Source organism: Streptomyces sp. NPDC057939, from assembly GCF_042887545.1.
Classification (GTDB): Bacteria; Actinomycetota; Actinomycetes; order Streptomycetales; family Streptomycetaceae; genus Streptomyces.
Genome location: NZ_JBHVPG010000047.1, coordinates 17,463 through 36,940 on the forward strand (window position 1 = coordinate 17,463; position 19,478 = coordinate 36,940).

Annotated in this window: 22 protein-coding genes; 16 read left to right on the plus strand and 6 right to left on the minus strand. The window is 70.6% G+C overall.

Annotated elements, in window-relative coordinates; translation table 11 throughout:
- Position 1: 1 nt before the first annotated feature.
- From ACFVS6_RS33735 to ACFVS6_RS33780, 10 genes are all read left to right on the plus strand, one after another.
- On the plus strand, positions 2 to 376 hold the full coding sequence (locus tag ACFVS6_RS33735; RefSeq protein ID WP_389709994.1) for a TadE/TadG family type IV pilus assembly protein: 375 nt from the start codon (positions 2 to 4) through the stop codon (positions 374 to 376).
- Position 377: 1 nt separating this feature from the next.
- A complete protein-coding gene (locus ACFVS6_RS33740; protein WP_389709996.1) occupies positions 378 to 761 on the plus strand; it encodes a TadE/TadG family type IV pilus assembly protein in 384 nt (127 codons plus the stop codon).
- On the plus strand, positions 758 to 2,113 hold the full coding sequence (locus ACFVS6_RS33745) for a CpaF family protein (RefSeq protein ID WP_389709998.1): 1,356 nt from the start codon (positions 758 to 760) through the stop codon (positions 2,111 to 2,113). The genes ACFVS6_RS33740 and ACFVS6_RS33745 overlap by 4 nt, the downstream gene beginning before the upstream one ends.
- Positions 2,110 to 3,048, plus strand: coding sequence for a type II secretion system F family protein (locus tag ACFVS6_RS33750; protein WP_389710000.1), 939 nt, complete (start codon positions 2,110 to 2,112; stop codon positions 3,046 to 3,048). The genes ACFVS6_RS33745 and ACFVS6_RS33750 overlap by 4 nt, the downstream gene beginning before the upstream one ends.
- 25 nt (positions 3,049 to 3,073) lie before the next feature.
- Positions 3,074 to 3,964, plus strand: coding sequence for a DUF5936 domain-containing protein (locus ACFVS6_RS33755; RefSeq protein WP_362881427.1), 891 nt, complete (start codon positions 3,074 to 3,076; stop codon positions 3,962 to 3,964).
- A gap of 3 nt (positions 3,965 to 3,967) precedes the next feature.
- Positions 3,968 to 4,654: a response regulator gene (locus tag ACFVS6_RS33760; RefSeq protein ID WP_389710002.1), complete on the plus strand. Its 687-nt coding sequence runs from the start codon at positions 3,968 to 3,970 to the stop codon at positions 4,652 to 4,654.
- Positions 4,655 to 4,764: 110 nt separating this feature from the next.
- Entirely contained in the window at positions 4,765 to 4,998 is a 234-nt protein-coding gene (locus ACFVS6_RS33765) for a hypothetical protein (RefSeq protein ID WP_385575654.1), read from the plus strand.
- Between the two features lie 20 nt (positions 4,999 to 5,018).
- Positions 5,019 to 5,642 (plus strand): pilus assembly protein TadG-related protein, encoded by a 624-nt coding sequence (locus ACFVS6_RS33770; protein ID WP_389710004.1) that lies wholly within the window; start codon positions 5,019 to 5,021, stop codon positions 5,640 to 5,642.
- Between the two features lie 257 nt (positions 5,643 to 5,899).
- The gene (locus ACFVS6_RS33775; protein WP_389710006.1) at positions 5,900 to 6,259 is read left to right on the plus strand and encodes a hypothetical protein; all 360 of its coding nucleotides are present in this window, start codon (positions 5,900 to 5,902) and stop codon (positions 6,257 to 6,259) included.
- Positions 6,260 to 6,263: 4 nt separating this feature from the next.
- Complete coding sequence (locus ACFVS6_RS33780) at positions 6,264 to 6,899, plus strand: OmpA family protein (protein WP_389710007.1); 636 nt, start codon at positions 6,264 to 6,266, stop codon at positions 6,897 to 6,899.
- A 6-nt stretch (positions 6,900 to 6,905) separates the two neighbouring features.
- Here ACFVS6_RS33780 and ACFVS6_RS33785 read toward each other — a convergent pair whose 3' ends face one another.
- A complete protein-coding gene (locus ACFVS6_RS33785; RefSeq protein WP_389710009.1) occupies positions 6,906 to 7,472 on the minus strand; it encodes a TetR/AcrR family transcriptional regulator in 567 nt (188 codons plus the stop codon).
- Positions 7,473 to 7,574: 102 nt separating this feature from the next.
- On the opposite strand from ACFVS6_RS33785, the gene ACFVS6_RS33790 reads away from it, so the two are divergent.
- Positions 7,575 to 8,006 (plus strand): nuclear transport factor 2 family protein, encoded by a 432-nt coding sequence (locus tag ACFVS6_RS33790; protein WP_389710011.1) that lies wholly within the window; start codon positions 7,575 to 7,577, stop codon positions 8,004 to 8,006.
- Between the two features lie 641 nt (positions 8,007 to 8,647).
- Here ACFVS6_RS33790 and ACFVS6_RS33795 read toward each other — a convergent pair.
- Positions 8,648 to 9,247, minus strand: coding sequence for a DUF4352 domain-containing protein (locus tag ACFVS6_RS33795; protein ID WP_389710013.1), 600 nt, complete (start codon positions 9,245 to 9,247; stop codon positions 8,648 to 8,650).
- Between the two features lie 295 nt (positions 9,248 to 9,542).
- Positions 9,543 to 10,133, minus strand: coding sequence for a TetR/AcrR family transcriptional regulator (locus ACFVS6_RS33800; protein WP_389710015.1), 591 nt, complete (start codon positions 10,131 to 10,133; stop codon positions 9,543 to 9,545).
- Between the two features lie 147 nt (positions 10,134 to 10,280).
- Here ACFVS6_RS33800 and ACFVS6_RS33805 point away from each other — a divergent pair, with 147 nt between their 5' ends.
- The 4 genes from ACFVS6_RS33805 to ACFVS6_RS33820 all read left to right on the plus strand — a co-directional run bounded on the left by ACFVS6_RS33805 (position 10,281) and on the right by ACFVS6_RS33820 (position 14,986).
- Positions 10,281 to 11,837 carry an MDR family MFS transporter gene (locus ACFVS6_RS33805; RefSeq protein ID WP_389710016.1) on the plus strand — a complete coding sequence of 519 codons (1,557 nt, stop codon included), beginning with the start codon at positions 10,281 to 10,283 and terminating at the stop codon, positions 11,835 to 11,837.
- Positions 11,838 to 12,196: 359 nt separating this feature from the next.
- On the plus strand, positions 12,197 to 12,991 hold the full coding sequence (locus ACFVS6_RS33810; RefSeq protein ID WP_389710018.1) for a polysaccharide deacetylase family protein: 795 nt from the start codon (positions 12,197 to 12,199) through the stop codon (positions 12,989 to 12,991).
- A 115-nt stretch (positions 12,992 to 13,106) separates the two neighbouring features.
- The gene (locus ACFVS6_RS33815; RefSeq protein WP_389710020.1) at positions 13,107 to 13,430 is read left to right on the plus strand and encodes a nuclear transport factor 2 family protein; all 324 of its coding nucleotides are present in this window, start codon (positions 13,107 to 13,109) and stop codon (positions 13,428 to 13,430) included.
- Positions 13,431 to 13,540: 110 nt separating this feature from the next.
- Positions 13,541 to 14,986, plus strand: coding sequence for a Mucin-2 (locus ACFVS6_RS33820; RefSeq protein ID WP_389710022.1), 1,446 nt, complete (start codon positions 13,541 to 13,543; stop codon positions 14,984 to 14,986).
- A gap of 161 nt (positions 14,987 to 15,147) precedes the next feature.
- On the opposite strand, the gene ACFVS6_RS33825 is transcribed toward ACFVS6_RS33820, so the two are convergent.
- Positions 15,148 to 16,284, minus strand: a complete 1,137-nt coding sequence (locus ACFVS6_RS33825; RefSeq protein WP_389710024.1) for a serine hydrolase domain-containing protein — start codon at positions 16,282 to 16,284, stop codon at positions 15,148 to 15,150.
- Between the two features lie 193 nt (positions 16,285 to 16,477).
- Here ACFVS6_RS33825 and ACFVS6_RS33830 point away from each other — a divergent pair, with 193 nt between their 5' ends.
- On the plus strand, positions 16,478 to 17,104 hold the full coding sequence (locus ACFVS6_RS33830) for a hypothetical protein (RefSeq protein ID WP_389710026.1): 627 nt from the start codon (positions 16,478 to 16,480) through the stop codon (positions 17,102 to 17,104).
- Positions 17,105 to 17,283: 179 nt separating this feature from the next.
- On the opposite strand, the gene ACFVS6_RS33835 is transcribed toward ACFVS6_RS33830, so the two are convergent.
- Both ACFVS6_RS33835 and ACFVS6_RS33840 read right to left on the minus strand, forming a co-directional pair.
- On the minus strand, positions 17,284 to 18,570 hold the full coding sequence (locus ACFVS6_RS33835) for an extracellular solute-binding protein (RefSeq protein WP_389710028.1): 1,287 nt from the start codon (positions 18,568 to 18,570) through the stop codon (positions 17,284 to 17,286).
- A 265-nt stretch (positions 18,571 to 18,835) separates the two neighbouring features.
- Complete coding sequence (locus ACFVS6_RS33840) at positions 18,836 to 19,471, minus strand: SMI1/KNR4 family protein (protein ID WP_389710030.1); 636 nt, start codon at positions 19,469 to 19,471, stop codon at positions 18,836 to 18,838.
- Positions 19,472 to 19,478: the final 7 nt, after the last annotated feature.

Here is a 19,478-nt window from a genome sequence, read left to right on the forward strand (position 1 = left end):
GATGGCCGCCCGACGGTCCGCGCGCACCGGCTCCGACCGCGGGCAGGTCGCCGTCGAGTTCGTCGGCATGGTCCCGCTGATCCTGCTGCTCGTGGCGGCGGTGTGGGAATGCGTACTGATCGGCTACGCCTTCTCCCTGGTCGGCAACGCGGCCGACGAGGCGGCACGGGCGGGGGCGGTCAAGGGGGACGGGGCCTGCCGGTCGGCGGCGGGCGAGCACATCGGCTCCGCCTGGTCCATGGAAGTGCAATGCGTACCGGCCGGGGACGTCTACAAGGCGACGGTGAAGCTCAAGATCCCCGTGTTCCACCCCGCCCTGAACTTCGGCACCATCACCGGCACGGGCGGCGCGGCTACGGAGAAGGAGGCGAACTGACGTGAGCCGGCGGCGCATCCGCTCCGACCGGGGCCAAGTGGCCCTGGAGTACATCGGCTTCGTACCGATCCTGCTGTTCGTCGCGCTCTGCGCGATCCAACTCGGCTGGATCGCGTACGCGGAGGAACAGGCGGGCACCGCCGCTCGCACCGCGGCCCGTGTCGAGGCCCGCAACCCGGACCGCGGGGAGGCGGCCGGAAGGGCCGCGATCAGCGGCGGCCTGGCCTCCGGCGCCACGTTCGCCTGGAGCACGTCGGCGGACGCGGTCAGCGTGACCGTCACCCTCACCGCCAACTCGATCATCCCCGGACTCGGGCCCCACCAGGCACGGAGTACCGCCGTCATGCCCAACGACGATCCGAACCCGATCGGAGCCCGCCCATGAGCCTGCGCTCCCGGGTCAACACCCCCGACGACCGCCACAGCCCCCGCGAGGACGGCCGGCTGGTCTCCTCGTACCGCGCCAAGCTGCTAGAGGAGATCGACCTCGCCGAGATGTCCGCGCTCGCGCCCGCCGAGCGCCGCGCGCGCCTGGAGCGCGTGCTCGGGCACATCATCAGCCGCGAGGGCCCGGTCCTGTCCACCGCCGAGCGGGCCCAACTCGTGCGCCGCGTCGTCGACGAGGCCCTCGGCCTCGGCGTGCTCGAACCGCTCCTCGAAGACGCCTCGATTTCCGAGATCATGGTCAACGGGCCGGACCAGATCTTCGTCGAGCGCGCCGGCCGCGTCGAGCAGCTCCCCATCCGCTTCGCCTCGCACGAGCAGCTCATGCAGACCATCGAGCGCATCGTCTCCACCGTCAACCGCCGCGTCGACGAGGCCAACCCGATGGTCGACGCCCGCCTCCCGAGCGGCGAGCGGGTCAACGTCATCATCCCGCCGCTCTCGCTGACCGGCGCCACCCTCACCATCCGCCGCTTCCCGCGCGCCTTCACCCTGCACGAGATGATCGGCCTCGGCTCCCTCGACGAGCAGATGCTCCTCCTGCTGTCCGGGCTGGTCCAGGCGAAGATGAACGTGATCGTCTCCGGCGCCACCGGCACCGGCAAGACCACCCTCCTCAACGCCCTCTCCGGACTCATCCCGGAGGGCGAGCGCGTCATCACCATCGAGGACTCCGCCGAGCTCCAGCTCCAGCAGGCGCACGTCATCCGCCTCGAATCCCGGCCCCCGAACGTGGAGGGCAAGGGCCAGATCACCATCCGCGACCTCGTACGCAACTCCCTGCGCATGCGCCCCGACCGCATCATCGTCGGCGAGGTCCGCGGCGGCGAGACCCTCGACATGCTCCAGGCCATGTCCACGGGCCACGACGGCTCCCTCGCCACCGTCCACGCCAACAGCTCCCAGGACGCGTTGATGCGCCTGCAGACCCTCGCCTCCATGTCGGAGGTGGAGATCCCCTTCGAGGCCCTCCAGGACCAGATCAACAGCGCGGTCAACGTCATCGTCCAGCTGACCCGCTTCGGCGACGGCTCGCGCCGCATCACGGAGATCTCCGTCCTCGACTCCCACGGCCGCGAACCCTTCCGCATCACCACCGTCTGCCGATACGTCGCCCAGCCGATGGGCGCCGACGGGCGCGTCCACGGCCACTTCACGTACCACCCGCTGCCCCGCCGGATCGCGGAACGCCTCTACATGAACAGCCAACCGATTCCCCAGGCCTTCGGGGTCGCCCTGTCGGACGAGCGGTACGAACCGTTCGACCCGCTCACCTCTCGGACCGTCCTGTGAACAACCTCGTCCTCCTCACCCTCGGCGCCACCCTGCTGGCCGGCCTCTTCGTGTCCCTCGGCGTGCACGCCTACGCCGCCGGACACGCCCAGCGCGCCGCCCTCATCGAACGGCTCTCGGCGAGCGGCGCACCCGAACCGACGGGCCGTCGGCGCCGCTTCCCCGCCGTGGACCGCCGACTGCGCGCGACCCGGTTCGGACGCCGCCTCGAACTGAAGCTGGCCACCACCGGCATGGACCTCACCCCCGGCGAGTTCTTCGTCTACATGCTGATGGCCATCGTGGGCGTCTGGCTGGTCTCCGCGTCCCTCCTGGCACCCTTCTTCGGCCCCCTCGCCGGCCTGATCGGCATCTGGGCGGCCAACGCCTTCCTCAACTGGCAGCGCGCCCGACGCACCGAACGCTTCATCAACCAACTCCCCGAACTCGCCCGCATCCTCGCCAACGCCACCCAGGCCGGCCTGGCCCTGCGCACCGCCATCGGCATGGCGGCCGAGGAGTTGGAGGCCCCGGCGGGCGAGGAACTCTCCCGCGTCGCGGACCGCCTCGCCGTCGGCCACTCCATCGAGGAGGCCCTCGGCGAGATCGTCGACCGGCTGCCGTCGCGCGAACTCGTCGTCCTCGTCTCCACCCTCGTCCTGTCGGCGCGGGCGGGCGGCGCCATCGTGGGAAGCCTGCGGAACCTCACAGTCACCCTGGAACAGCGCAAGGAGACCCGCCGGGAGATCCGTACGCAGCTCTCGCAGGTCACCGTCACCGCGTACCTCGTCCCCGCGATCGGCCTGGGCTCGCTGCTCCTGGTGAACGCGATGATGCCCGGCGCCCTCGACCGGATGACGGGCGCCTTCCTCGGGCAGGTGGCGGTCTTGGTCTCCCTCGGCCTCTTCGCCCTCGGGTTCTTCCTGATCCGCCGCCTCTCGAAGATCGACGTGTGAGGCGGACGACCACATGACCGCGCTGCTGCCCCTCGCCCTCGCCCTGGCCCTCGGCCTCGCCGTCTTCGGCATCCTCCACGGCATCCGCCTCTACCGTGCCGACGTCAAACTCCCCACCGACCTCGCCCTCGCCCTGGAGGTCGGCGCCACCCGCACGACCGCCGTCGGCTCCCTCGTCGACCGCCTCGGCATCCGCTGGGCCCCGCTGGTCCTGCGCCTCATGGGCCCCAAGCAGGTCGCCCGCAAACGCCGCCAGATCGACATGGCCGGCAACCCGTCCGGCCTGACCATCGACCGCTACGCCGCCCGCCGCGCCGTGTACGGATTCCTCGGCGGCCTCGGCGCCCTGGCCATGCTGATGAACGGCCGGCTGGTGCCGGCCCTCCTCATGGTCGCCTTCGGCCTGTTCTGGATCGAGGCGGGCCTGTGGTCCGCGATCCGCGTCCGCCGCGACAACATCGAACGGACCCTGCCCGACTTCCTCGACGTCCTGGCCGTCGTCGTCAGCGCCGGCCTCGGCTTCCGACAGGCGCTGGAGCGCGTGTCGCACAAGTACGAGGGCCCCTGGGCCGACGAGGTGCGCATCACCCTCCAGCAGATGGACATGGGCGTCAGCCGCCGCCAGGCCTTCGACGAACTGCGCCGACGCAACGACTCCGAGCAGGTCGCCCAGTTCGTCACCGCCCTCCAACAGGGCGAGGAACTCGGCTCCCCGATCGTCGAGACCCTCATCGCCATCGCCGAGGACATGCGCCGCACCGACGCCCAGAACGCCCGCCGGCGCGCCGCCCGCGCCGTCCCCAAGGCGACCTTCGCGGTCACCATGTTCATGCTGCCGGGCACACTGATCCTGCTCGTCTGCGGCTTCGTCTACGGCGCGGACGTGGACTTCGGTGCCCTCCTGGGAGGCGGCTGAGCCATGATGCCGATCCGCGTCCTCATCGCCGACGACAACCCGGTCGTCCGGGCCGGCCTCGCCGCCCTGCTGGCCGCCACCGACGACCTCCGCGTGGTGGCCGAGGCCCGTGACGGCCGGGAGGCCCTGAGCCTGACCCGCCGGCACAACCCGGACGTGATCCTGCTGGACGTCCGCATGCCGGGCGTCGACGGCATCTCCGCCCTCCCGCACCTGGTACCGCTGGCCCCCGTCCTGATGCTGACGCACAGCCGCGAAGCCGACACGATCCGCGAGACCCTGCTCCTGGGCGCGGGCGGCTACCTCGTCCACGGCGAGTTCACGGCGGACGACCTGATCCGCGCGGTCCGCGACGTCCGGGCGGGCCGCGCCCACTTCTCGACGTCGGCGGCGACGACCTTGCTGGAAGACCTCCGAAGCTCTTCGCAACCGCAACGAAATATGGCATCCTCTACGGAGCGCATGCACAACTCCGTTCCATATGGGCTGAGTTCGCGGGAGACTGAGATCATGGACTTGATCGCGTCCGGAATGAACAATCAGCAGATCGCCGGCGCGTGCTTCATCAGCGAGAAGACGGTCAAGAACCACATCAACCGCATCTTCGCGAAGCTCAGGACCACCACCCGCAGCGAAGCCATAGCCCGCTGGCTGGGAACCGCCCGTCCGGGAGTGACCGGCCATGGCTGACCGCAGGACGCAGTGGGTCCGCATTTGGGCCCCGGGACCCTTGGTTATCACCCGTAACTCCCCGTACCGTCCGCCCATCAACAGTGGCACCGGCCCGGGAGGGGACCCCCATGTCACACAACTCGCTGCTGAAGGCCACGATCCGGCTGAACGTCTGGACGGACACGGCGATCACCCGCCTCCGCAAGCGCTACGCGAACCAGGACCGGGGCCAAACGGCATTCGAATACCTGGGCATCATCCTGGTGGTCGTAGTGATCATCGGCGCGATCGTCGGCTCGGGCATCGGTTCGGAGATCACCAAGCGGATCAAGGACGCCGTGACAAGCATCAAAGCGGGTTAGTGCGGACTTCCCCGCGGGCTGTGGACAAAGGGCAGGCATTCCCCGTGTACATCGTCCTGGTGGCCGGGGTGCTCTTTGCCGCGCTCGCGTTCTTCGTCGTGGGGCAGGCTTCCGTCACCCGAAGCGACGCCCAGGGGGCGGCGGACGCCGCTGCGTTGGCTGCAGCCCGTGATGCGAGGGATCACCTCGCCCCCGGGCTGGACCTGCTGACACTCAACGCGGAGCAATGGGAGAGCGTGCTCGATGGTGAGCTGTTCGCCCCGCAAGGCGGATGCGCGCCAGCAGCCGATTTCGCCGGTAGGAACGATGCTCAGGCGACCTGCCAACGATCAGGGCTTACGTTCCGGGTCGACGTCACGACGAACGGCACCGTGGGCAAGTCCGTTGTTCCCGGAACTGATGGGATGCGAGGGACGGCGCGTGCGACAGCGGTGATCCGATCACGCTGCACCCTGCTCTCGGCCCCGCCGCCGGCGCCGACCACCTCGCCTTCTCCGAGCCCCACTCCTGATGCGAGCCCCCCGCCCAAACCCGGCTCGGTCGTCTTTGCATGCAAGGGCAGCACGGTCACGTTCAACCCTTCGAAACCGGATCCTTGGCGCATCTTGGCGAGGTCCCTTTTCGACGTGAGACTGACCGACTGACACTGATCCGTGAGACAAGGAAGCAGTTACACATGAGCATTCGGCATACGGCGAAGGTCCGCAGGGGAGCGGCCGTTGCGGTTGTAGCGGGCCTGGCTCTCACTGTTGCCGGGTGCGGGAGCGGGGACGACCCGAAAGCGCCTTCGGCGGCCTCACAATCCCAGACGCAGGGAACGCCCGGAGGTTCCGCCGCCCCATCCAAGGGGCAGAGCGAAGCGCCCGCGACGGTCATCGCCCAGTTGAAGGGCCAAGAGGGCATGACCCTGGAGGTCAACTCGGTCCAGCGTGATGCAGGCGGATTCGTCACCGTCACCGGCCAGCTCAAGAACACGGGTTCCCGTGCTTTCAATGACACGGTTGCGTGGCGGGGCGTCGAGCTTCAGGGCACCGGGGAGTCGGTTGCTGGGGCGACCCTTGTAGACAAGGCCGGAAAGAAGCGTTACTACGTTCTGAGGGACACCGAATCGCGCTGCCTGTGCACAACCGGGGTCTCCAGTGTTGATCCGGGTCAAGTCGTGGCCTTCTTCGCCCAGTTCCCGGCGCCGCCACCCGCGACCACCGAACTTGAGTTCAGCATGCCCACGTTCGCCACGGCCACAGTCAAGATCTCTGGGTGACGCCATGACAAAACGCCACCGCACCGCCGCTTCGGCAGCCGTCGTTGCGCTCGTGATCTCCGGAGCGCACTTCATCGGCGCCTCCGGCGCGCACGCCGACGACGTGAAGCCCTCCGTGCCGCCCGGTACCGAGCCGTCGGCCGCCGCGCCGGTTGCCATCGACTCCAGCGCTCCCGGGCTCAAGATCCCGCAAGGTGGGACGCTCGCGCCCATCAAGGTGCTCGACATCGCCGAGGTCGTCGAGGACCTCGGTGGGGAGCAGCGGCGGCAGGAGACGAACCAGACCGTCATGATGGCGTTGCAGTCCGAGGTGCTGTTCCCCGAGAACAGTGCGGTCTTCAACGCGCAGGCTGCGGCCCGGATACAGGCCATCGCCAACGAGATCAACCAACAGAAGGCCACCCGCGTCCGCGTCTTCGGCTTCACCGACGACCAGGGCAGCTACGAGCACGGCAAGGAGCTGTCCAAGCAGCGGGCCGACGCGGTGCAGACGGAGCTCGTCAAGACCGTCACGAACCCCTCGGTCACCTTCGACGTGCGGGGTTACAGCGAGGACTACCCCATCGCGGACAACAGCACCGAGGAAGGCCGGAAGAAGAACCGCCGCGTCGAGATCACCTTCCCGCGCGGCGCGAGCTAGCGCGGGTCAGGCAGGCGCGGCGGCGGTCCGGCCCAGGAGGGTGCGGGCCGCCGCCGCGGCGTGGTGGGCCGGTTCCGGGCCGGGGTCGAGGGCCGCCACCACCGTCGCGCCCTCGACCAGGATCAGCAGCTGATCCGCGAGGCCGGGCGGGTCGTTCGGGCCGGTGAGGCCGGCCAGGACGTTCCGTAGCTCCGCCTTGTGGCGGTGGACGACGTCCAGTACCCCGGCGGGGCCCGCGCCCAGTTCCCCGTAGGTGTTGAGGAACGCGCAGCCGCGGAAGTCCGGCTCCGAGAACCAGGCCGCGAGCCGGTCGAAGACCGCCGCCACCGGGTCGGGCGCCCCGTCGACCGCCGCGCGCAGGCCGGTGATCCAGCGCTGGTCGCGCCGTTCCAGGTAGGCCGTGACCAGGGCTTCCTTCGCGGGGAAGATCCGGTACAGCCGCTTGAGCGCGACGCCGGATTCGGCGCGGATGCGGTCCATTCCGACGGCTTGGACGCCCTCCGCGTAGAAGAGGGCCTCCGCGGCGTCCAGCAGCCGGTCGCGTGCCTCGTCGTCGTTCACGGGGGAGTCCATGCGGGCAGCGTAGTGCAGATCCGCTTGCGGGGAAAACGTTCGTTCTCTACGGTGAGAACGAACGTTCTCCTTGATCGGGTTTCGCCTTCGAGAGGCTTTGCCATGGGCACTTCCGTCGTACGTCCACCCCTGCCGCCGTTCACCGAGGAGTCCGCGACGGCGAAGGTCCAGGCGGCGGAGGACGCCTGGAACAGTCGCGATCCGGAACGGGTCGCGCTTGCCTACACCGAGGACTCGGTCTGGCGGAACCGCGACCGCTTCCTCACCGGCCGGGACGAGATCCGGGCCTTCCTCGCCGACAAGTGGCAGCGGGAACTGGACTACCGGCTCCGCAAGGAGCTCTGGTCGTACACCGGCAACCGCATCTCCGTGCGCTTCGAGTACGAGTGGCACGACGCCTCCGGCCAGTGGTGGCGCAGCCACGGCAACGAGCAGTGGGAGTTCGACGAGGCCGGCCTGATGCGCCGTAGGGAGGCCAGTATCAACGACGTTCCGATCGCCGCCTCGGAACGTCGTCTCGACCGGCCGGCCTGACCGCCGGACCGCCCTGTGCGGCGCCGCACACCCCGGCGCGGACGTCAGTCGGTGAGGTGGCTCCGCGATGGCATGGGTGAACCCCCGGAAGTCCCTGGGGGAGAACGCCAGTTGTTGCAGCAGGTCGAAGTGCGCCCGGTACGCGAAGAGTTGGGTTTCCGCATGGAGGAAGTCGGGACCGTGGGAGTTGTCGACCTGCACGGTATCGAGTGGTGTGGTCGGCCCCTCGGCGTAGAGCGCCGTCCGTCCCGCGCCGGGGAACCCGCCGGCGTCGAAGGGGAGGGCCGGCGCGGGGGATCACCATTCGGAACACGGCGAGTGCGTGGTCAGAGGTCTGGAGCAGGCCCGGCATGTGCACGGAAAACGCGCCGCGCATGCGACTGCTGTGAGCTTCCATCCCCGCGATGTCCAGCAAACCTTGCGGGAGTTGGCCTCGATGGCGATCCCACCGGCCGCGACGGGGAGCCGCAAGGGCGGCCGGCCCTGCGATCTGCCGTTCATCGGGCACTGCGCAGTTGCGGGCGAGCGTATGCGGCCGGGTGGCCCCGTGTGGGGTGTTGCGGACCTCGGACGGCGTGATCGCAGCCTGAACGGAGCTGCCCCCGCCTCCGGCCGGACCGGGGGCGGGGGCAGTAGTCAGGTCAGGACACGTCCGCGCGGATTGCCTTGCCGATCAGCCCATCCGTGTAAGCCACGGACTTCGGGGTGAACTTCCCCTTCGAGGTGACGGTGCCGGTCACGTTCTCGCCCGGTGCCAGCTCGACCGTGCCGATCTGCCCCTCATCGACACCGAGCTCCGACGTGTGCTTGCCGCCACCGGTGTCGGTGATCGTGAAGTACAGCGGATTGACGTCGATCGACTTCGACGAGTTGTTCGTGACGGTGACCGAGACGCTCGTGTAGTCGTCGCCCTGCGCCAGGACCGACGCCTTGAACGGCGTTTTCTTCGCGGTCACTTCCACCGCAGCCTTCTTCTCCGGCGCTGCGGAGGCCGGGGCCTCCGGCTGCCCCGAAGCAGCCGACGAGGCAGCCGGCGGCGTCGCCGTCTTACCGTCGTCCTCCCCGCCGCTCAGGGCCGCGCCCGCGATGCCGATGACCACGACCAATCCGACGATCCCCAGACAGCCGAACCCGACGATCTTCCCGGCGGACGATTTTTTCGGGGCCTGCGGCGGGTAGCCGTAGCCGGGCGGTGGCTGCTGGCCGGGCGGTGGGAACTGTTGTGACATGAAGACCCCCACAGAGGTGGTGTGAATTCGGTCACCCTAGGGGTGGGCGGGGCGCAAGGTGCGGCAGTAGCCGAACCGTGACATTCGGAGCTTCGGCACCGTCCCCTGCGCGCATCGGACACGCGCGCCCGGCTTGTTGCTGCCGTCGTGCGCGCCGTGCCGCCTCGTGCGCCCTCGCCGCCCTCTCGTATCCACCGGTTCCACGCGTCCGCCCGTGACGCGATCGTGCCAACGGTCACCGGCGAACGCACGGAGCGGGCGGAGGGCGGGGGCGGGCGGAGGGCGGGGGCGGGACGCGCGGTGGGCGCTACTCGCCCTCGTGGTGCGCCTGCGTGATCAGGTCCGTCGCGACCTGGAGCGCCGCCTGCCGGGTCTCCTCCGGGTCGCCCTCCACGTGCTGGAGGAACATCATTCCCGCGTGCAGCGTGAACAGGGCGCTCACGCAGCGGACCTGGTCCGTCAGCGGTCCCTCTTCCGTGCGGAGCAGTTCCACCAGGGTGAACAGGCGCCGCTTCACGGTCTCGCCGATGCTCAGCTCCCGCATCGTCGCCTGGTTCTCCTGCATGAAGCGGTACAGCTGCGCGCCCGCCGCCATCGCCTCGCTGTAGCGGCGCAGCACCTCGCGCTTCGTCTCCAGCGTCGGCGGCTGCTCCTGCGCCCACTCGATCAGCTCGTCGATCGGCCGCGTCACGTCGTCGAAGACGCTGATGATGATGTCTTCCTTGGTCTTGAAGTGGTAGTACAGCGCCGCCTTCGTGACCTCCAGCCGCTCCGCGATCTCGCGCAGCGACGTCTTCTCGTACCCCTGCTCGGCGAACAGCTCCAGCGCGACGTCCTGGATGCGCTGGCGCGTGTTGCCGCGCCGCTGCTGCGGACCGCCGCTGGAGCTGTTGGACATGGCTCTCCCCACACTTACGTACGACACATGTACTTACTTGACGACCGGCTAGTGACACGTCTACCGTCCACAGTGTAGTGAACTAGCCGGGCGGCAAGTAAGTTCCCGGCGGGTGTGAGTCGAAGTGTCGGTGCCAGGGGAGTGGACATGAGCGAGACAGTCAAGACGGCCGTACCCGTGGAGGAGGTGCAAACGGGACCGAAGCCGCGCAGCGTGCGCGTCGTCCTCATGGCCCTCATGATCGCGATGCTGCTCGCGATGCTCGACAACATGATCATCGGTACCGCGATGCCGACCATCGTCGGCGAACTCGGCGGCCTGGAGCACCTGTCCTGGGTGGTCACCGCCTACACCCTCGCCACCGCCGCCTCCACCCCCATCTGGGGCAAGATCGGCGACATGTACGGGCGGAAGGGTTCCTTCCTCGCCTCGATCGTCATCTTCCTGATCGGCTCCGTGCTCAGCGGCATGGCCCAGGACATGGGTCAGCTCATCGGTTTCCGCGCCATCCAGGGTCTGGGTGCCGGTGGTCTGATGGTGGGCGTCATGGCGATCATCGGTGACCTGATACCGCCCCGTGAGCGCGGCAAGTACCAGGGCATGATGGCCGGCGTGATGGCCCTCGCCATGATCGGCGGTCCGCTGGTCGGCGGCACCATCACCGACCACATGGGCTGGCGCTGGTCCTTCTACATCAACCTGCCGCTCGGCGCCGTGGCCCTCGCGATGGTCTCCGCCGTGCTGCACCTGCCCAAGAAGCGGTCCAAGAGCAAGATCGACTACCTGGGTGCGGCGCTGCTGACCATCGCCATCACCTCGACCGTCCTCGTCACCACCTGGGGCGGTACCGAGTACGCCTGGGGCTCCGTCGAGGTCCTCGGCCTGATCGCCGTCGGCATCGCGTCGACCGCGGCCTTCCTCTTCGTCGAGACGAAGGCCGCCGAGCCGATCATGCCGCTGCACATCTTCCGCAGCCGCAACTTCGCCCTCATGTCCGTGATCGGCTTCCTCGTCGGCTTCGCGATGTTCGGCGGCGTGCTCTACCTCCCGCTGTTCCAGCAGGCGGTCCAGGGCGCCTCCGCCACCAACTCGGGCCTGCTGCTCCTGCCCATGCTGCTCTCGATGATGCTCGTCTCGCTCATCGCGGGCCGGGTCACCACCAGCAGCGGCAAGTACAAGATCTTCCCGATCGTCGGCGGCGCCTTCATGGTCGTCGGCCTGTTCCTCCTCGCGACGATGGACACCGACACCTCGCGCCTGGTCTCCGGCGTCTACATGGCCGTCCTGGGCGCGGGCCTCGGCTTCCTGATGCAGATCACGATGCTGGTCGCGCAGAACAGCGTCGAGATGAAGGACATGGGCGTGGCCTCGTCCTCGGCCACCCTCTTCCGTACGCTCGGCGGTTCCTTCGGCGTCGCCCTCATGGGCTCCCTGTTCACCACCCAGGTCACCGACACCATGGTCGAGCGCCAGGGTGCGCAGGCCGCCGCCGCGGCGGGCTCGGCGCAGTTGGACGCGGCGAGCCTCGCCAAGCTCCCGGAGGCCGTGCGCGACGCCTATCAGCACGCGGTGGCCGCCGGTACGCACTCGGCCTTCCTGCTCGGTGCGGGCGTCGCCGTACTGGGCTTCGTGGCGGCCTGGTTCGTCAAGGAGGTCCCGCTGCGGGGCGCGGGCCCGACCCCCCAGGACTCCCCGGCGCACTGACGCGCCGACCCACCCGGGACGCACCGCCCACGCACCACGCAGCACGCAGCACGCAGCACGCACCACGCACCACGCACCACACACGACGGACACCGGTACGGCGGGTCCGGCGCGGGGACGAACCCCCGCGCCGGACCCGCCGTTCGTGTGTGTGCGGCGCCGAAGGGGCCGTCGGTGCTGCGGTGCCCGGCGGGCCCGCAGTGGCCGTCGTGCCCGCCGGGCCTGTCGCGCCATCTGTGACTATGAAGGACCAAAGTCCTTATTACCTGCAATTTATAGGGCAATTGGGTGGAACCCAATCAAGTCCGAAGGCGTCATGACCCACATAACCCTTTCAAGGGCGGACGGGGAGTGGACACATGACGCATACGCAGAAGCTCGGTCTCCGGGGCCGGATAGCCGTCGCGGCCTCGGCCGCAGCCGTCGGGGCGACCGTGTGGGGAGTCACCGCACTCGTCGGAACGGACGGCCACCGCACCGACCCCGTCGCGACCCCGGCCGCCCCCGGCGCGCCCGCGGCCCCCGGGTCCGCAGGCACCGTCCCCGAGAGCATCGCGCACGCCTCGGAGAGCGGCGGCAACGCCGTCAACATCACCATCGACGACGGCCCCGACCCCCGCTGGACCCCCCAGGTCCTCGACGTCCTCGCCGCGCACGGCGTACGGGCGACCTTCTGCATGGTCGGCCCCCGGGCCAAGGCCCACCCGGACATCGTCAAGAAGATCGTCGCGGGCGGCCACCGGCTCTGCGACCACTCCATGGACCACGACACGAAGATGGACAAGAAGCCCGTCGCCTACCAGGAGGCGCAGATCCTCGACGCCAAGAGGCTGATCGAGGAAGCGGCCGGAGCGGGCGCGAAGGTCGAGTACTACCGGGCCCCGGGCGGGGCCTTCACCCCCGACAGCCGTCGCATCGCCGCGGCCGACGGGATGCGTCCGCTCGGCTGGAACGTCGACACCAAGGACTTCGGCAAGCCCGGCGCGGACGCCATCGTCGCCGCCGTGCAGCGCGAGATCGGCAACGGTCCGACGGTGCTGTTCCACGACGGGGGCGGCGACCGCCGGCAGACCGTCGACGCCCTCGACCAGGTGCTGACCTGGCTGAAGGAACAGGGCCGCCCCACCGGCTTCCCGGTCCGCACCGCCCCCTGACACGCCGTCCGGCGGCGAACGGGTGAGGATCGGTGGCCCGGCGCCGCCCCCGGTGTTCCCTGGTCGCGCACAGCGGGCCCGTACGAGGTCCCGCACGCACGACCAGGAGGCTCCCGTGATCGACCCGGACCAGCTCACCGACCCCACCGTCCGCGCCTTCGTCACCGCCGTCAACGCCGGTGACAGGGACGCCTTCCAGGCCGTCCTCACCCCCGACGCGACCATGTCCGACGACGGCTCGGACCGCGACCTCACCCAGTGGACCGACCGGGAGATCTTCTCCTCCGGCGGCCGCATGGCGGTGGCGTCCGAGTCCGACGCCGGCCGTTCCCTCGTCGTCGACTACCGCAACGACACCTGGGGCGAGATGCGCACCGCCTGGCGCTTCGACGTCACCGCCGACGGCCGCGTCAGCCGCTTCGAGACCGGCCAGGCCTGACCCCGGGCGCAACCGCCCCCGCCCCCCTGCCCACCCACCCGGGATGATGTGCGCGGACCGATACGGCACCACGGGGGTAGGGGAGCATGGTCGCGTTTCACTCATCCGCGTTGGACGGAGTCGCGGGCAACCCGACGCTGCCCACACCGCTGCTGCTCAGCCTGCTCCGCGCGGGTGCGGGCGACGCCGGTGAGGGCGGGGGCGGGGCCGGTGTCCGCGACGGCGTCGGCGCCCGCGGAGCCGAGAGCCCCGCCCCCGTCGACCGCCCGCCCCGCCGAGCCGTCCAGCGCGCCGGGCTTCCCGAGGCCGCCGTCGCGCTGATCCTGGCCCACCCCGACCCGCGGGTCCGGATGGACTTCGCGCTCAGCGCCGACGTCGAACCCGCGCGGCGGGCCCGGCTCGCGGACGATCCGGTTCCCAAGGTGCGGGCCGCCCTCGCGTACGGACCCGAATGGCACGCCCCGCGTACGAGCGTCCCGGCGCTCCCGGACGCCGTGTGCGCCAGGCTGCTCGACGACCCCGAGCCCTCCGTACGTGAGGCCCTGCTGGATTCCCCCCACCTGACGGTCCCGTTCAGGGCCTCACTGGCCACCCACCACGACCCGGCGGCGCGCCTGTCGGCGGTGCTGCGCGGGTGGGAGCGCCTGGCGCCGGGCGAGCGGGCGGCGCTGTCGGCCGACCCCGACCCGGGGGTGCGCCGGGCCGCCGCGCTGCGGGAGTGCCCGCGGGACGCCCGCCTCACCACCGAACTGCTCCGGGACCCGCGGTCCGCCGCCGAGGCGCTGCGCCACGGGCTCCTCACCCGCGCCGACGCCGAACGGTACGTCGCCGGGCGGACGCACCTCGTCGCCCTCGCCGAGAACCCGTCGCTGCCCCGTGACCTCGTGGACCGGCTCGCCGTCGACCCCGACGAGGACGTCCGGCTCGCGGTGTCCATCAGACCCGAACTGTCCGAGGAGCGGCGCAGGGCGATCGACTTCACGGTCGGCGCCCTGGACCGCCGGGGCGTGCAATGGGTGCAGGACGGGCTCGCCGACCCCGACGTGCTGCGCCGGGCCGCGACCTCCGGCCACCTGATGCTCCAGCGCGCCGCCGCCCGGAGCCCGCACCTGCCGCCCGACCTGCTGCGCCTCCTCGTGCGCGCCGAGGACCCCGTGGTGGAGACCAACCTGTGCGTCCACCACCCCGACACCCCGCAGGACGTCATGATGCGGGTGTACGGACGGCTCGGCGGGACGTTCTCAGCGTGGATGGCGGAGACACATCCCCGTTTCCCCCGCGAGGGTCTCGCCGCCCGCTACGCGGACCATCCGGACGGGGACCACCGCAGGCTTGCGCTCCGGGACCCCGCCGCCACGCCCGCGCTGGTCGAACGGCTCAGTCACGACCCGGTGCTCCGGACGCGCCAGGCGGCGGCCGGTGACCCGCGGCTGCCGCTGCACCGGCTCCGCGAGGTCCTCCACGTCCACGAACTGGCCTCCGCCGCGGGCGCCAACCCCGCGCTCCCCGTGGACGACATGGCCGCCGTCCTGAGCCGGGCCGGCCTCCGCGCCTGACCGGTCCCGGTGCCGCCCCGGCCGCCCGGGGAATCACCGGGCCCGACACGGCCTGCCCGAGCGAAATCCGGGACACGGGCACGGCCCCCTTCGCCCTTGGGCCCCCAGCACCCGGCCACCCCGGCCCCCCCGGCCCCCGAGCGCCCGGTCCAGCCCCCGACCTACGCCCCCCGCGCGGCCTTCAGCACGGCCGCCGTCAGCGGGCCGTTCTCCGGGGCCATGCCGCCCGGGAAGCCGTACCGGCGGCGGGTGTACCCGTACGCGATGCCCGTGACCGGGTCGGCGAAGCCCAGGCCGCCCGCCGCGCCGCAGTGCCCGAACGCCTCCGGGCCCACCGCGTGCTGCCGCTCGAAGCCGAACCCGAAGTGGTCGACCTCCGAGGTCACCCGGTCCACGCCCGGCGCGTGCGGGCGGGCGACCTCGGCGGCCGTCGCCGGATCCAGCAGCGCCGGCCGGTCCTCCGTCCCGCTGATGGCCGCCGCGTACAGGGCGGCCACACCGCGTGCCGTGCCGACGCCGCCGGCCGAGGCCGGGCCCAGGGTCAGCACCCGCGGGTGGTTGGCGTACGTCACCGGGTCCATCGGCGTCCGTCCGTTCGCGTTGAACGCGATCCGCATCGGCTCGGGCAGCGGACCGCCCGCGGCGAGGACCGCCGCCTGCGCGGGCGTCGGCAGCATCTCCAGGATCGGCTTCCACCGGCCCCGGGACTCCTGCGGCAGCCCCATGTACAGGTCCAGCCCGTACGGGGCGCGCACGCGCTCCTCGTACACCTCCTGGAGGGACCTGCCCGTCACCCGTCGCACCACCTCACCGGTCAGCGCGCCGATGACGAACGCGTGGTAGCCGTACGCCGTCCCCGGCTCCCAGTACGGCTTCTGCCCGACCAGCCGGGCGGCGACGGCGGCGTCGTCCGCGATCTCCTCGTAGGGGAAGCCCCCGTCGACACCGATCAGTCCGGAGCCGTGCGCGACCAACTGCCGCAGGGTCAGCCCCTCCTTGCCGTCCCCGGTGAACTCCGGCCAGTACGAGGACACCGGGCGCTCCGGGTCCAGTACGCCGTCCTGCACCAGCAGCGCCACCACCAGGTGGGCGGCGCCCTTGGTGATGGAGAAGACCCCGCTCAGGGTGTCCCCGTCGGTGTCCTCGCCGCCCCACAGGTCGACCACGGTCCGCCCGTGGTGACGTACCGCCAACTGGGCCTCCGGCGCGTGCGGTTCCGCCGCCACGAACGCCTCGAAGGCCTCCCGGACCGGCTCCCAGCCCGCGGCCACCGTCCCGCCCACCGTGCTGCCCACCATCGTCGCGACCATGACGTTCCCCCGTGCTCGTGGCGCGTGCTTCCGCGCCCTCACCGGCAGCCAACCAGGCCCGCCGGGGTCGCGTTCCCGCCCGGCCCGGAGTTCGTCACCTGAGGGCGTCCCGTCCGCTCCGTACGGGTGAACGCGCCCGGGGCGTCGTTCCGGCCCGCCGCGGCACCCCGTTGGGCGGGGCATGAACCGCACCCGTACCGCAGCCCTCGCCCTCGCCGCCGCCGTGGCGGCCCTCGCCCCCGCCGTCGGGCAGGGCGCCGCCACCGCCGCCCCGAGCAGCCCGTACCTCCAGGACCCGGCCGGCGGGGAGAAGGCCATGAAGTCGATGTGGACCAAGGACGACATGCACAAGGTGGAAGGCCGACTCCGGTTCCACCCGGGCGTCCAGTACAAGACGGTCACCGGCCCCGGCCCCGAGGGCGCCCGCGAGTACGAACGGCAGGTCCCCGACCCGAAGACGCTGGCCTGGCTGCCCTCGTACGAGTTCGCCTGGTCGGTGTCCGACTCGAAGCTGCTGAAGAAGGCGCTGACCACGAAGGACGGCAAGCACCCGATCGTGGTGCACGCGGTGCTGCGCACCGCCAAGGGCGCCAAGGCGGGCGAGGTGCGCAGGGAACTGACCGATCAGCCGGCGACGGGGAGCGGGCGGTTCGAGGGGGGCAGGCGGATCGCCTGCGACACCGGCGAGTACACGGTGGAATGGTCGCTCACCCGGTCGGGCTACGGAACGCTCACGGGCACGCTGCGCTGGGGCTCCGACTGCGGTCAGTACCGGACGGCGTTCTCCACGGAGAACGGGCAGCGCTGAGCCGACCCCGGACGGGGGGAGGGGGAGCGGAGGGAGGCCGGTCGCCCCGCGCACCTTGTGGGTGCTCGGCGGGCGACTGGGCCACGGCCTTGGATCAAGAGCCGTCAGCCATTCTGCCGCACGGGATGCGGTGGGGCAGGGAGGCGAAGGTCCCGTCTTCTGCGGGTCCTTCGGGTCCTTCAGCGCTTCTTGCCGGCCTCGTTCGCCTTCGTGGCGATCTCTTCGAGCACGGTCTTCGGGTCGACGGACGGCTCCACGGCGCGGCCGATGTTCCGCTTGATGGAGTCGCTGACGGTGACCCACGAGGGGTCGTTCACCGGGTAGAGCTGCGCGCCGCGCAGGGCCGTCAGGAAGGCCTCGTCGGTGGAGCCGAGTCCACCGCCCGCCGGGGTGCGCGAGGCCGTGACCGTCGAGGGCAGCAGGTGGTAGCGGCCGGCGAAGTCCGAAAGGATCTTGTCCTGGTAGATGAAGTCCAGGAACTTGCCGATCTGGTCGCGCTTGCCGTTCTGCTTGAACGCCATCATCCAGTCCGCCACGCCCACGGTCGGCGTGCTCTCCCCGGAACCCAGGTCGTTCGACACCGGCATGGGCACGGCCTTGACGCCGATGCCCTTCGCACTCGCCTCGTGGAGCAGGGACGGGTAGCCGTTGACCATGCCTACCTCGCCCCGCAGGAAGGCGGCGAAGGCGTCGGCGCGGTTGAGCTGCGCCGGCGGCGTCGGGCCGACCAGACCCGGGACGATCAGGTGCTCCTTGATCCAGCGGAACGTCGCGACGTTCTGCTCGGACGCCAGGCTGTAGTTGCCGCTGCTGTCGGCGAACCCGCCGCCGTTGCTCAGCTCCCAGATCATGGCCTCCGCGTGCGCCTCCTCCGGGCCCAGCGGCATCGCGTACGGGTACTTCACGCCCTTGTCCTTGAGCGCCTTCGCGTCGGCCTTCAGGTCCAGCCACGTCTTGGGGGCGGACTGGATGCCGGCCTTGGCGAAAAGGGCCTCGTTGTAGAACAGGAGGCGGCTGCTCGCCACGAACGGCAGGCCGTAGAGGGTGCTGCCGACCGAACCCGCCTCGGCGAGCGGCTGGAGGAAGTTCGCCTCGGCGGAGATGGAGAGGAGCTCGTCGGCGGAGTACAGCTTCCCCTGCGCGGCGAAGTCCGAGTACGAACCCATGAGGGCCATGTCGGGAGCCTTGCCGGCGCCCACCATCCGGGTGACCTCGCGGTCGATGTCCGCCCACGGGAGGAGCTGGACCTCGACCTTGATGCCCGGGTTGGCGGCCGTGAAATCGCGGGTGGCCTTCTCCCAGAACGCCTTGGAGCTGTTGGCCGGGGTGTTGCCGTATTCGGCGGCGACCAGGCGCAGCGTGTCGCCGTCCCCCGAACCGCCGTCGGAACCTCCGCAGCCGGTCAGCGGTAGCAGGAGGCCGAGCACGGCGGCCGAAGCGGCCGGGCCGAACGTTTTTCTTCGCACGGTGGGTTCCCCTGATTTTCTTTTGAGTCCCGTTATTACTTATGAGTTGCTCGGGGCCGGGGTGTCCCGCCGTGGCCCGTTGGCCGGAATTCTCTCCTGCCCGCGGGGTGGCTCATTCCATTGGGTCGGAAGTTATGTCCAATGCTCCAAATGCTGGATTTCCCGATGGTGTTTTCCGATAAAAGATCGATGAATTGGACGCGCGTAGACACACCAAAAAGCCCGTTTCCGGCCACGGAAACGGGCTATGGATGTCCTGAAAGAATCAGTCGGCGAACTCGCCCGCGTACGGGTCCGGCTCGCCCGTCTCGGGATTGCGGCCCTCCTGCCAACGCCGCTGGGCCTTGCGCCAGTGCACGAAGCTCAGGTGGCCCGCGTCCCAGAAGGTGATGCTGACGGGGCTCACGTCGAACTCGTCGGAGCACAGCAGCAACAGGAATTCGGCCATGCCGTACGGATGCACCGCGAAGGAGTCGGCGGTGTGCCGCCCGACCACCAGCACCGGCCACCGGTCCGGATCGGGGTCGGAGGTCAACCAGCACAGGATGTCGGACCCGCCCGTGACCCCCCAGGCGATGATCGACTCGGGATCCACGTCGAAGGCGGCCCGGCCGCCCTCGACCTCCCACACCTGGCGGGCGTTGCCGGTCTCCTCGGCCATCTCCGCCGGGTCCCACTGCAACCCCGGCTTGGGCAACGGCAGCAGCACGCTGGCCTCGCCGTTGATGGAGCCCGCGCCGAACCGCCCCATGAAGGCCACGTAATCGGCCGGGAACCGGGTCCCCCAGACGGCCTCCGCCGCCTGCCAGTCGATGTCCTCGTCGGCGCCGTGCGTCGCCGGCATGATCTGCTCCAGCGCCTTGATGTGCGCGTTCTCCGTCATGCCGCTCATGCCGCTCATGCCGCTC

Coding starts and splice junctions, on each gene's coding strand:
- ACFVS6_RS33735 (WP_389709994.1), top strand. CDS start 2: ATGGCCGCCCGACGGTCCGCGCGCACCGGCTCCGACCGCGGGCAGGTC.
- ACFVS6_RS33745 (WP_389709998.1), top strand. CDS start 758: ATGAGCCTGCGCTCCCGGGTCAACACCCCCGACGACCGCCACAGCCCC.
- ACFVS6_RS33810 (WP_389710018.1), top strand. CDS start 12,197: ATGACGCATACGCAGAAGCTCGGTCTCCGGGGCCGGATAGCCGTCGCG.
- ACFVS6_RS33760 (WP_389710002.1), top strand. CDS start 3,968: ATGATGCCGATCCGCGTCCTCATCGCCGACGACAACCCGGTCGTCCGG.
- ACFVS6_RS33840 (WP_389710030.1), bottom strand. CDS start 19,471: ATGAGCGGCATGAGCGGCATGACGGAGAACGCGCACATCAAGGCGCTG.
- ACFVS6_RS33785 (WP_389710009.1), bottom strand. CDS start 7,472: ATGGACTCCCCCGTGAACGACGACGAGGCACGCGACCGGCTGCTGGAC.
- ACFVS6_RS33765 (WP_385575654.1), top strand. CDS start 4,765: ATGTCACACAACTCGCTGCTGAAGGCCACGATCCGGCTGAACGTCTGG.
- ACFVS6_RS33805 (WP_389710016.1), top strand. CDS start 10,281: ATGAGCGAGACAGTCAAGACGGCCGTACCCGTGGAGGAGGTGCAAACG.
- ACFVS6_RS33775 (WP_389710006.1), top strand. CDS start 5,900: ATGACCCTGGAGGTCAACTCGGTCCAGCGTGATGCAGGCGGATTCGTC.
- ACFVS6_RS33825 (WP_389710024.1), bottom strand. CDS start 16,284: ATGGTGGGCAGCACGGTGGGCGGGACGGTGGCCGCGGGCTGGGAGCCG.
- ACFVS6_RS33800 (WP_389710015.1), bottom strand. CDS start 10,133: ATGTCCAACAGCTCCAGCGGCGGTCCGCAGCAGCGGCGCGGCAACACG.
- ACFVS6_RS33780 (WP_389710007.1), top strand. CDS start 6,264: ATGACAAAACGCCACCGCACCGCCGCTTCGGCAGCCGTCGTTGCGCTC.
- ACFVS6_RS33830 (WP_389710026.1), top strand. CDS start 16,478: ATGAACCGCACCCGTACCGCAGCCCTCGCCCTCGCCGCCGCCGTGGCG.
- ACFVS6_RS33790 (WP_389710011.1), top strand. CDS start 7,575: ATGGGCACTTCCGTCGTACGTCCACCCCTGCCGCCGTTCACCGAGGAG.